The organism is Pseudonocardia sp. TMWB2A, assembly GCF_017312135.1.
Genome location: NZ_QKQY01000002.1, coordinates 3,287,320 through 3,298,719, shown reverse-complemented (window position 1 = coordinate 3,298,719; position 11,400 = coordinate 3,287,320). Strand labels below are relative to the sequence as shown.

The window sequence follows — 11,400 nt, the reverse complement described above, 5'->3', positions numbered from 1 at the left end:
GGCGGACCGGGACCCTGCGGCGCCGGTGCACCCAGTCGTCGGGGCCTGGGGCGTGTCTCCTAACGCGCGTAGCCAGGTCACGATGGTCTTCAGGACGACCCCGCCGCGGTAGGTCAGGGCGAGTTCGTCGTAGCGGGTCGCCAGGCCGCGCCACTGTTTGACGTCGCAGAACCCGCGTTCGACGACGTTGCGGCCGCGGTAGTCCTCGCGGTCGAACGCCGGTGGCCGACCGCCGCGGGAGCCGCGGCGTTTCCGGTGTCCCTGCTGGTCAGCCGGTTCCGGGATGACCGCGACGATCCGTCGTTCGCGCAGGTGCCGGCGGATCGCGCGTGAGGAGTAGGCCTTGTCGCCGCGGACCCGCTCGGGGCGGGTCCGCGCCCGGCCCGGACCGACCCGGTCGATACGCAGGTCACTCATCAGGTGCCCGAACATCGGGGCGTCGCCGGCCTGGCCGGGACCGACGAGCACGACCAGCGGGCGGCCGTGTCCGTCAACGAGCTGGTGGATCTTCGTGGTCAGCCCGCCGCGGGACCGGCCCAAGGCGTGATCGGGCGGCTCGATCAGCCGATTCTTGTAGTTCGATCCTGCCCCCTGTGTCACGGGTGAGGGTCGCGGCGTGCTGGTGGGCGCGGATGATCGACGAGTCGACGCTGACCGCCCAGTCCACCAGACCGGCGGAGTCGGCATCGGCCAGCAGAGCTGCGAGAACGTGATCCCAGGTGCCGTCACCTGCATAGCGGCGGTGGCGTTTCCACAGCGTCTGCCATGGCCCGAACTCGACCGGGACATCGCGCCAGGCCAGCCCGCAGCGGAACCGGTAGATGATCCCCTCGACCACCCGACGGTGATCGGCGAACGGCCGTCCCGGCAGGCCGTCCGAGGACGGCAACAACGGCTCAAGCCGAGCCCACTGAGCATCGTTCAGGACAGCACGGCGCGACACCCGATGATCATCCCGCACTCCCGAACGGCCGGGTTAGGAGACACGCCCTAGCGAACGACCGGCTGAGACCGACACCGAACCCTCTTCATGACACACGACCATCGAGGCCCTCGGGACTGTCAACAGTCAGCATGTCAGCCGACGAGAATCACCGTCGGTCTCATTCAGATCTTTATCGAATCCCGCCGAGGACACAGCGCCGGTTCAGACTCCGCCGGGCGGCGAGGCAGCCACAGGTTCCCGGGTCCGCCCCCTTTACCCGACACCCACACCCGGTCGACCACCCCGAGCGCACACCCACCGCTCCGGCACCGATCTGCACCCAACCGCAGAACACCGCACGAGATTCACCCGAACGGCACAACAATCGTGGAGCAGAACCCTGACCCCATTTCGCACCGTGGAGCAGCGTGCTCCACGTTTGCTCCACACGTATCGGTCAATGATCGTGACGGCGATGACGACCGATCGGTCCATCAGCGCCCGGCTACAACTGCCGGTCACGGAGCGAGCACAACAGCCCGTGGAAAGCGTTCCAGACGGCTTCGCCGTCCCCCGCGCCCCCGGACTCGGCCAGCCACAGAGCTGACTCGTTCATCGCGCCGGAGAGCAGCCGGGTCAGCGGCTCGACGGGCTGGGACACGATCACCCCGTCGTCGACGAGCTGCTGCAGCGACTCCGCCAGGTGACGCGCGGAGGTCTGTTCGTCCAGCCGGCGCCACTCCGACCAGCCGAGGACGGCAGGCCCGTCGATGAGCATGATCCGCGACAGCTCCGGGTCGTTCGACACCGACAGGAACGCCCGGCAGCCGGCGACGAACGAGGTCCAGGGGTCCGCATCGGAGGAGACCGATGTGGACACCCGCTCGGCCACCTCCGTCTGGACCTGGGCCAGGACCTCGCGGAACAGGCCGATCTTGCCGTCGAAGCTGTGGTAGAGGGCGCCCTTGGTGACGCCCGCGGCGGCCACGATCTCGGCCAGCCCGACCGCGCCGTAGCCACGCTGCGCGAACAACGTCCGCGCCTCGTGGATCAAGGCCTTCCGCGTCTGCTCCCGTTGCCGGATCCGCACTCCGGTCATCAACCCTCCCGAACTCATGTACCGATGGTACGTGAATCTGCTACGGTCTCCTCGTACGTACCGATGGTACGCCAAATCTCCCCAAGGAGTCCCGACATGACCACCGTCGCGCCTCGCGAGCAGCGCGCCGGTACCCGCGAATGGCTCGGCCTCGCGGTACTGGCACTGCCCACCCTCCTCGTCTCGATGGACGTCAGCGTCCTGCACCTAGCCGGTCCGGCCATCACCCTGGACCTCGGCGCCACGGCACAGCAGATGCTGTGGATCATCGACATCTACGGCTTCATGATCGCCGGCCTGCTCGTCACGATGGGCAGCCTGGGCGACCGCATCGGGCGCCGGAAGCTGCTGCTCATCGGTGCGGCCGCCTTCGGCGTCGCGTCGATCGTCGCCGCCCTGGCCACCACGCCGGAGGCACTGCTGATCAGCCGGGCCGCCCTGGGCATCGCCGGCGCGACCCTGATGCCCTCCACGCTGTCGCTGATCAGCGCGATGTTCGTCGACCCGCGCCAGCGGGGCATGGCCATCGGGCTGTGGGTCACCATGTTCTCGGTCGGCATCGCACTCGGCCCGGTGATCGGTGGCGCACTGCTGCAGGTCTTCTGGTGGGGATCGGTCTTCCTCATCGCGGTCCCGGTCATGGCGCTGCTGCTCGTCGCCGGGCCGCTGCTGCTGCCCGAGTACCGCGCCCCGGAGGCGGACCCGATCGACCTGGTGAGCGTCGCCCTCTCCCTCGGGGCGATCATGCCCGTCGTCTACGGCCTCAAGGAGCTGGCCGTCGGCGGCAACACCGTCGTCGCCACGGTCGCGATCGTCGTCGGCGCGGCACTCGGCTACGTCTTCGCCCGCCGGCAGCGTCGCCTGACCACGCCGCTGATCGACCTCACCCTGTTCCGCAGCCCGGCGTTCAGCACCGCGGCGGTGGCGATGCTGATGGCGATGTTCGTCGCCGGTGGCACCTACCTCTACGTCACCCAGTACCTGCAGCTGGCCCAGGGCCAGTCCCCCATGACGGCCGGCCTCTGGCTGCTCCCCGCGGCGCTCGGCCTGATCGTGACCTCGATGGCCGCACCGGCCCTGGCCGGCCGCTTCGCCCCGGCGCACATCGTCGCCGGCGGTCTGCTGATCTCCATCGTCGGGCACCTGATGCTCGCCACGGTCGGCCCCGAGAGCGCCCTGTGGGTGGCCGTGGTCGGCTTCAGCCTGACCTACGCCGGTGGCGGTCCGCTGATCGCACTGGGCACCGACCTGATCGTCGGGTCCTCCCCGCCGGAGAAGGCGGGCTCCGCGGCCGCCGTCTCCGAGACCAGCACCGAGCTCGGCATGGCGCTCGGTGTCGCGGTGCTGGGCGCGCTCGGCACGTTCATCTACCGGACCCAGCTCGCGGACGCACCGGTCGCGGGTGGCACCGACACCTTCGCCGGCACCGTCGAGGCCGCCGGGGGGCTGCCCGGTGCCGAGGGCGCGGAGCTGGTCGCGGCCGGAACCCAGGCGTTCACCTCGGCGCTCTCGACGATCGGGCTCGTCAGCGCCGTGCTCTCCGCGGTGATGGCCGTGGCCATCGTGCTCGGGCTGCGCAGCAGGAGCTGACCGGCCCGGCCCGGGTGCGACGACCGGACACACCCGATCGTCACCATCAGGCCCGTACCGGACATACAACTCGATAGGGCCCCGATAGCCCACACACCTACCGTCGGACGTACCGAACTCACCGCCCAGACCGGGCAGGAGTCCGAGACGCCATGGAGGCGCTGTGGGGGACCTCGCGCAGGTGATGGTGGGGCAGCTGGAACCGTTGCCGAGCCGTCGTCCCGGGAACACCGGGACGACGGCCCGGACGGAGTTCCCGGAACTGCTCGGCGACCTCGTCCGGAGAGGACAGCTCTCCTACACACGGACGTCGTTCGCCGGGGGGAGCACCGTCTACCGCGGACAGCATCCCGACGAGTCGATCTACCTCGTCCTCGCGGGACGGGTGAAGACCATCGTGCACTCCCGGTCGGGCAAGATGTGCCTGCTCCGCATCTACGGAGCCGGGGAGGTCGTCGGCGAGCTCGCCCTCCTCGACGGGGCACGCACCGAGACGGCCGTGGCGATGGACCCGGTGGACATGCTGCGCTTCTCCGCCGAGTCGCTCTTCCGCGCCCTGGACGGACGGGTGCTCCACCGGCACCTCATCCAGCACCTCGCGGGCCGGCTGGCCGAACAGCAGACCTCGATCAGCCACCTCGTGACCGATGACAGCGAGCAACGGCTGGGGGTGACCCTGCTCGACCTCGCCGACCGGCTGGGACGCCCGGGGCCCGCCGGGGTCACCATCCACGACCGCATCACGCAGGAGGAGCTGGCGCACATCGTCGGCACCACCCGGTCACGGATCGGGTACTTCCTGCGCCGCTTCGAGGAGGCGGGAGCGGTCGAGTTCCGTACCGGGCGCGTCCTGCGGGTGCGACCGGCGGCCCTCCGCTTCTACCTCGACGCCCGAGCCGACGCCGGCTGACCGCTCCGGACCGCCGGACGCGGTCGCCACCACCACGAAGGAGCCAGCCGGTCATGACGCACACTCCCACCGGAACCGTCATCGCCCCACGACGACCGCGCAACACGGTCTGGGACTGACGCGGTGCCGCCCCCGGGGTCAGGGCGGCGGCCGCGCACCGCCCGCCGCCCCTCCGGGGGTGTCCGCACGCGCCGCCGCCAACGCGGATCGGCACCGCTGCTCCAGCAGGGGCAGGCCGCTCCCCTCGACCACCCGCAGCGCCTCGACCGCCGCCGCGGCGGCCGCGACACGGTCGCCCAGGCGCAGGTCCAGCCGACCGATCGCGAGCAGCGCGTGGGCACGCATCCGCTTCTCGCCCAGGGTCGCCGCGAGCGCGGCGGCCTGCTCGAACGAGCGCCGCGCCGCGACCGGGTCACCTCGCAGCTCCAGTGCCTCGCCCAACCCGACCATCCCGTGCAGCGCCGCCGACCGGTCGTCGACGGCGCGGGCGAAGGTGAGCACCTCGCCGAACAGCGCCTCCGCGGTCTCGCCCTCGCCACGCCGCAGGTGGACGAGCCCGCGCCGGTGGGTGATCTGCGCGGCGAGCCTGCGGTTCGGCAGGTCCTCCGCCGCGCGTGCGGCGCCGTCGATGACGGCCAGGGCCTCGTCGACCCGGCCGGTGTCCATGGCGAGCTGGGCCAGGTTGGCCAGGACGTGGGCCTCACCGGAGTGGTCGCCGTGCGAACGCAGGACCGCGAGCGCGGCCCGGGACCGCGCACCCGAACGGTCGTAGTCCCCGGTGAGCCGGTCGAGGATGGCGAGGTTGCGACCCACGAGCGCCCCGCCGTAGTCGTCGGCGAGCTGGGCGAACAGCGCCGAGGAGCGGTCGAGGTCGGCCCGCGCACTGCCGTAGTGCTGCTCGAACAGCTCGAGCGACCCGAGCGAGTAGCGGACCGCCGCCTCGCCGCGACGGTCCCCCGCCCGGACCACCGCGCTCAGCGCGGTGAGGTGGGTGGACCGCCACTCGTCGTAGAACCCGTAGGCCTCGAACAGCACGACCGCGGTGACCGCGAGGGACCAGCACTCCGTGTGCAGCCCCAGGGCCGACGCCTGGGAGACGGTGGCGACCAGTGCGGCCCGTTCCCGGCGCAGCCACACGAGCGGTTCGGCGAGCAGCCGGTCGGTGATCCGGCTGTCCAGCACCGTCCGCGGCCCGTCGCCGCGCAGCAGCAGGTCCCCGCCGTACTCGTGCAGGTGGGTCTGCTCGACCAGCCGGAGGAAGGCCTGCACGACACGGGTGATGGCCTCGACACGCCCGGATGCCGTCTCCTCGGCCATCGCCCGTTCCCGGGCGAAGAGCCGGACCAGCTCGTGCAGCCGGAACTGCCCGGACAGCGGCTCGTCCGCGTCGACGGCGACGATCTCGAGCAGGTGCAGCTCGACGAGCTCGTCGAGACGGCCCTCCGCCGTGCGGGCGTCGCAGCCCAGCAGCACCGCGCACGTCCACCCGCCGATCCGGGGGCTGTCCAGCAGCGACAGCAGCCGCAGCAGCCGGCGGGTCTCCGGGGCCAGCGACTCGTAGGTCAGCAGCAGGCTCCCCCGCACGGCCATGTCCCCGTGCTGGAGCTCGTCGAGCTGCGCCGAGTCGTCGGCCAACCGCGCGCACATGGCACGCAGGGTCCAGTGCGGCCGAGCCGCGAGGCGGGCCGCCGCGATCCGCACCGCGAGCGGGAGGTGCCCGCAGTACCGCGCCAGGGTGCTCGCGGCGTCGGGGTCGGCGCGGATGCGTTCGCTCCCGAGGATGCGTTCCAGCAGCGCCAGCGACTCGGCCGGGGCGAAGGCCCCGATCTCGAACCGGGTCGCCCCCGGCAGCGCGGTCAGGCGGCGTCTGCTGGTGACGATCAGCGCACCGCACGAGTCCGGGGGGATCAGCGGAAGCAGCTGGGACTCGATGGTGGCGTCGTCGACGACGATCAGGACCGAACGGCCGGCGATGCGTTCGTGGAAGGCCGCCTGCCGCTCCTCGGACGACTCCGGGATGGAGTTGGGCGGCGTCCCCAGCGCGCGCAGGAAGCGCTCGAGCGCCCGGTCCGTGCCCGCCGGGTCGCTGCCGATCGAGGCGTAGAACCGGCCGTCGGGGAACCTGTCGGCGATGCGGTGGGCGAGGTGCAGGGCCAGCGCGGACTTGCCGACCCCGCCGTGGCCGGACAGGACGAGCACCGCGGCGCCGGTCCCGTTGCGGGCTCCCCCGTGGACCGCGGCGAGCATGTCCCGGACCGCGTCGGCCCGTCCCGTGAAGTCACCGACGCCCGCCGGGAGCATCGCGGGAGCCGGTGCGGGGGTCGTCGCCGGGGACTGCCCCCGCAGCAGCGAGGTGTCGCCGCGCAGGATCGCGGCCTCCAGCGAGCGCAGTGGTTCCGCGGGCTCGATGCCGAGCTCGGCGATCGACACGTCACGGGCGCGCCGGTACTCCCGCAGCGCGTCGGCCTGCCTGCCCGCCCCGAACAGGGCCAGCATGAGCTGGCTGCGCATCTGCTCGCGCAGCGGGTAGTCCAGGATCTCGCGGCTGAGGAGCGGCACCAGCTCCGAGTGCCTGCCCCCCGACAGCATCAGCGCGGCCAGCTCCTCGACGACGATCGCGCGGCTCTCCTCGAGCACCACCGCCCGGTCACGCACCACGGGGCTGCTGATCTCCGGGAGGACGACGGGTCCCCGCCACAGGTCGAGCGACCCGCGCAGGACGGTGACCGCCTCCGCGATCCGGCCGGACCGCACGAGCTCGCGGGCGCGGTCGACGGCGCGCTCGAACTCCAGCCGGTCCAGCTCGGCCCCGCCCGGTTCGAGCGCGTACCCGGACCGCCGGGTGACGATCCGGGCGCTGCTCGTCCCCAGGCGCTGCCGCAGGTGCGAGACGCAGATCTGGATCTGGCTGCGGGCCGTCGCCGGCGGGGCGTCCGGCCACACCGCGTCGACGAGACGTTCGGTGGAGACCGCCGCCGGACACTCGAGGAGCAGGCATGCGAGGACCACCTGGAGTCGTGGACCTCCCGGATCGACGACGTCACCCGTCACGCGCTGGACGTCGAGAGCACCGAGAACCCTCAGCCGCACCGACGCCCCCCATGGCCACTGCCGCGATCCGTCGTGAAACCGTCACCGACAGTAGAGAGATCGTCTACAGAAGTCCACGAACGAGTGGTGCACATCGGACGAAACGTCGCCCTGTTCCCCAGGTCCGCCCGCCCCGCCTCGTCCCCCCTGGGCCGAACGGTCGCACCGACTCACCCATGTGGAGAGGTGATCCGGTGTCGGTGACGGTCCAGGTGTACGACCTGCTCCACGGCCGTCCGGCCGTGGAGCTGCACGCCCGGGTGGAGCACGAGGTGGGCGGCCGGTGGGAGGTCGTCCACACCACCCTGACCGACGGCTCGGGCGTGCTGACCGGCGCGGCGCCCCACCGGCACCGCCGAGCGGTACGCGTCGTCCTCGACACCCGCCGCTACTTCGCCGCGCAGGGGGTCCGCTGCACGACCGACGACGTGACGGTGAACGCCGGGACCGTCGGTCCCGGCGTCACCCGGACCGTCGTCCTCCAGATCGCCCCGCACGGGTACGCGGTCTGGGCCGGCCAGACCGGGTGAGCGGCGGTCGCCTGCCGGACGGCGCCCGGCCCGCGCGCGCGGGCCGTCCGGGTCCGCGACGGCGCGAGCGCGCGGCCGATCGCGGCGCGAACCGGCGCGGCACGCACGGTGCCACCGGGGTGAGCGCCGCCAGCACGGCGACGAGTGCGGCCAGCTCGTCGTCGGTGGGGGTACCGCGCAGGACTCGCAGATCGACCACCGGCCGGCTGCTCACTGCGGCGGGTTCCCGTGCCGGGCGGCCTCGCCGACGTGCTTGTCGTGCAGCATCTCCAGCGTCCGGTGGAGCAGCCGACGGGTGTCCCGCGGGTCGATCACGTCGTCCACCAGGCCGCGTTCGGCCGCGTAATACGGGTGGACCAGCTCCTCCCGGTACTCGGCCGTCCGCCGGCCGCGGACGTCCTCCGGATCGTCCGCGGCGTCGATCTCCCGACGGAAGATGACGTTGGCGGCCCCGTCGGGCCCCATGACCGCCACCTCGTTGCCCGGCCAGGCGAAGGACACGTCGCACCCGATGGAGCGGGAGTCCATCACGATGTAGGCCCCGCCGTAGGCCTTGCGCAGGATGACCTGGATCCGGGGCACCGTGGCGGCGCAGTAGGCGTAGAGCAGCTTGGCGCCGTGCCGGATGATCCCGCCGTGCTCCTGGCGGGTACCGGGCATGAACCCGGGCACGTCGACGAGCGTGACCAGCGGGATGTTGAAGACGTCGCAGGTGCGGACGAAGCGGGCCGCCTTCTCCGAGGCCGGGATGTCGAGGGCGCCCGCCTGCACGAGCGGCTGGTTCGCGACGATCCCCACGACCCGCCCGCCGATCCGCGCGAGGGTGCACAGGATGTTGGGTGCCCAGAACTCGTGGAGCTCCATGTGCTCGCCGTCGTCGACGATCTCCTCGACGACCTCCCGCATGTCGTAGAGCTTCGACGGGTCGGCCGGCACCAGGTCCAGGAGCCGTTCGCAGAGCCGCCCGGGCGGGTCCTCGACCCGTGTCGCGGGCGGGGCCTCGTCCCCGTGGGCGGGCAGCAGCGCCACCAGGTGGCGGACGTCGAGCAGGCAGGACCGCTCGTCGTCGTGCACGAAGGTGGCCACGCCGGTCGTCGCGTGCACGTCGGCGCCGCCCAGGGCGTCGTGCCCGATCTGTTCGCCGGTCACCGCGGCGACCACGTCCGGCCCGGTGACGAACATCTGGGCCACGTCACGGACCATGAACACGAAGTCGGTCAGGGCCGGCGAGTACGCGGCCCCGCCCGCGCACGGACCCAGCATGACGCTGATCTGCGGGATCACCCCGGAGGCGGCCACGTTGCGCCGGAAGATGCCGCCGTAGCCCGCCAGGGCCGTCACCCCCTCCTGGATGCGCGCGCCGGCCCCGTCGTTGAGTGACACGAGCGGGGCGCCGGCGGACAGCGCCAGGTCCATCACCTTGTGGATCTTTTCGGCGTGCGCCTCGCCCAGCGAGCCCCCGAAGATCCGGAAGTCGTGGGCGTAGGCGAAGACCGTGCGCCCGTGCACCGTGCCCCACCCGGCGACGACGCCGTCGGTCTCGGGGCGCCTGCGGTCCATCCCGAACGCGCTCGCCCGGTGCCGGCGCATCGCCTCCACCTCGACGAACGACCCCTCGTCGAACAGCAGGTCCAGCCGCTCGCGCACGGTCAGCTTGCGGCGTGCGTGCTGCCGGGCGGTGGCCTCGGCGTCGCCTGCGACGACGGCCTCCCGCCGCCGGTGCAGCTCCTCGACCAGTCCGCGCAGGGTGGGTGGCGCCGCACGGTCGGGCGGACGGTTCTCCAGGACGGTCACGGGGCCGCTCCTCTCGGTTGCACGGTTCGCGCGGCCCGACGCTAGGACGCGGCGGGCCGGTGCCCTGCGCAGTTCTGAGCAGCCTCGCGGCGGTCCGGGGCGACGCGCAGTTCTGAGCGGCCGCCCGTGCCGGGCATGCGTACCAACTGCACCGGAACCCATTCGGGCAGCTCGCCCGGCGTTCGACCGACAAGGAGCACCAGCATGTACGACGCGATCATCGTGGGAGCCCGGTGCGGGGGGTCCCCGCTGGCCATGTTGCTGGCCCGCCGGGGCCACCGCGTGCTGGTCCTCGACCGGGCCGCGCTGCCCTCGGACACCGTGTCGACCCACTACCTCCACCAGGCGGGTCTGGCGCGGCTGCAGGCGTGGGGCCTGCTGGACGAGGTCGTCGCCGCGGGTACGCCCGCGTCCCGGTCGATGCACTACGCCCACCGCGACGTCACGATGATCGGCTTCGCCGACCCCGTCGACGGGATCGACGCGGTCTACTGCCCGCGCCGGGTCGTCCTGGACGAGATCCTGGTCAACGCCGCGCGGCGGGCGGGAGCGGAGGTCGTCGACGGCTTCACCGTGACCGACGTGATCTGGGACGAGGGGCGCGTGGTCGGGGTGCGGGGGCGCTCGGCCTCCGGTGTCGACAGCGAGTTCCGGGGCGCCCTGGTCGTCGGCGCCGACGGTGCCCACTCGACGGTCGCGAAGCGCGTCGGCGCGGAGACCTACAACGTCCGTCCGGCCGCGGGTTTCACCTACTACTCCTACTTCGAGGGCCTCGACGACTGGGGCCTGCACCACCGGACCGGGCACCACGGCACCTGGGCCGGCACCTGGCCCACCAACGGTGGCCAGCTCGTCGCCGTGATCGGCCGCAAGGAACTGCTGCGCGAGTTCCGCCAGGACGTGCCGCGCCACTTCCAGGCCGTGCTGGACGATGTCGCACCCGAGCTCGGCGAGCAGATGCGCGACCGCGGGCGGGCGCTCGAGCCCCTCGTCCCGATGCGGTACCCGGACAACTTCTACCGGCAGGCCTCGGGCCCGGGCTGGGCGCTGGTCGGCGACGCGGGCTACCACAAGGACCCGCTGACCGGCTGGGGCATCACCGACGCGTTCCTGCAGGCGGAGATGCTCGCGGACGCGGTGACCCGGTCGGCGTCCGGGGAGACCGACCCCTCCGCGGCGCTCGCGGAGTACGGCAAGCGCCGCGACGAGGACACCGCGGTGCTCTACGACTACACGACCACCGTGGCCGAGCTCGCGGAGCTACCGCCCTTCTTCCAGGCGGTCCTGGAGGCCGCCGGGTCCAGTGACAAGTGGACCCGGGCGATGCTCGGCTGGATCGCGGGCGGGGTCCCCGACCACGAGATCTTCTCCCCCGAGGGCCTCCAGTCCCTCTACGACGACGCCGGGCTCCCCGAGGAGCGGCGCGTCTACGACCCCACGGCCTGACCTCCACCAGCCCGCC

8 protein-coding genes and 1 pseudogene are annotated in these 11,400 nt (G+C 72.5%); 4 read left to right on the top strand and 5 right to left on the bottom strand.

Going from position 1 to position 11,400, the window contains the following annotated elements; all coding sequences use genetic code 11:
- Positions 1-51: 51 nt before the first annotated feature.
- Positions 52-943: pseudogene (locus tag DMP17_RS30315) on the bottom strand (IS5 family transposase); the annotation flags it as partial.
- Between the two features lie 487 nt (positions 944-1,430).
- Positions 1,431-2,042: a TetR/AcrR family transcriptional regulator gene (locus DMP17_RS30310; RefSeq protein WP_337831297.1), complete on the bottom strand. Its 612-nt coding sequence runs from the start codon at positions 2,040-2,042 to the stop codon at positions 1,431-1,433.
- Between the two features lie 78 nt (positions 2,043-2,120).
- On the opposite strand from DMP17_RS30310, the gene DMP17_RS30305 reads away from it, so the two are divergent.
- Both DMP17_RS30305 and DMP17_RS30300 read left to right on the top strand, forming a co-directional pair.
- Positions 2,121-3,614, top strand: a complete 1,494-nt coding sequence (locus DMP17_RS30305) for an MFS transporter (RefSeq protein WP_226356802.1) — start codon at positions 2,121-2,123, stop codon at positions 3,612-3,614.
- 163 nt (positions 3,615-3,777) lie between these two features.
- Positions 3,778-4,524 (top strand): Crp/Fnr family transcriptional regulator, encoded by a 747-nt coding sequence (locus DMP17_RS30300; RefSeq protein WP_226356801.1) that lies wholly within the window; start codon positions 3,778-3,780, stop codon positions 4,522-4,524.
- A gap of 138 nt (positions 4,525-4,662) precedes the next feature.
- Here the strand turns inward: DMP17_RS30300 and DMP17_RS30295 are convergent, their stop codons facing one another.
- Positions 4,663-7,533, bottom strand: a complete 2,871-nt coding sequence (locus DMP17_RS30295) for an AfsR/SARP family transcriptional regulator (RefSeq protein ID WP_337831296.1) — start codon at positions 7,531-7,533, stop codon at positions 4,663-4,665.
- A gap of 275 nt (positions 7,534-7,808) precedes the next feature.
- Between DMP17_RS30295 and DMP17_RS30290 the strand changes: the two genes are divergently transcribed.
- Positions 7,809-8,144: a hydroxyisourate hydrolase gene (locus DMP17_RS30290; RefSeq protein WP_226356799.1), complete on the top strand. Its 336-nt coding sequence runs from the start codon at positions 7,809-7,811 to the stop codon at positions 8,142-8,144.
- Here the strand turns inward: DMP17_RS30290 and DMP17_RS30285 are convergent.
- A complete protein-coding gene (locus tag DMP17_RS30285; protein ID WP_308253128.1) occupies positions 8,077-8,280 on the bottom strand; it encodes a hypothetical protein in 204 nt (67 codons plus the stop codon). The genes DMP17_RS30290 and DMP17_RS30285 overlap by 68 nt on opposite strands.
- Before the next feature lie 74 nt (positions 8,281-8,354).
- Positions 8,355-9,938: an acyl-CoA carboxylase subunit beta gene (locus tag DMP17_RS30280; protein ID WP_443217923.1), complete on the bottom strand. Its 1,584-nt coding sequence runs from the start codon at positions 9,936-9,938 to the stop codon at positions 8,355-8,357.
- Positions 9,939-10,142: 204 nt separating this feature from the next.
- Between DMP17_RS30280 and DMP17_RS30275 the strand changes: the two genes are divergently transcribed.
- The gene (locus DMP17_RS30275) at positions 10,143-11,384 is read left to right on the top strand and encodes an NAD(P)/FAD-dependent oxidoreductase (protein WP_337831295.1); all 1,242 of its coding nucleotides are present in this window, start codon (positions 10,143-10,145) and stop codon (positions 11,382-11,384) included.
- Positions 11,385-11,400 lie beyond the last annotated feature (16 nt).

Excerpts from the sequence above, each read along its gene's own strand:
- DMP17_RS30305 (WP_226356802.1), top strand. The coding sequence starts at position 2,121 with ATGACCACCGTCGCGCCTCGCGAGCAGCGCGCCGGTACCCGCGAATGG.
- DMP17_RS30275 (WP_337831295.1), top strand. The coding sequence starts at position 10,143 with ATGTACGACGCGATCATCGTGGGAGCCCGGTGCGGGGGGTCCCCGCTG.
- DMP17_RS30310 (WP_337831297.1), bottom strand. The coding sequence starts at position 2,042 with ATGAGTTCGGGAGGGTTGATGACCGGAGTGCGGATCCGGCAACGGGAG.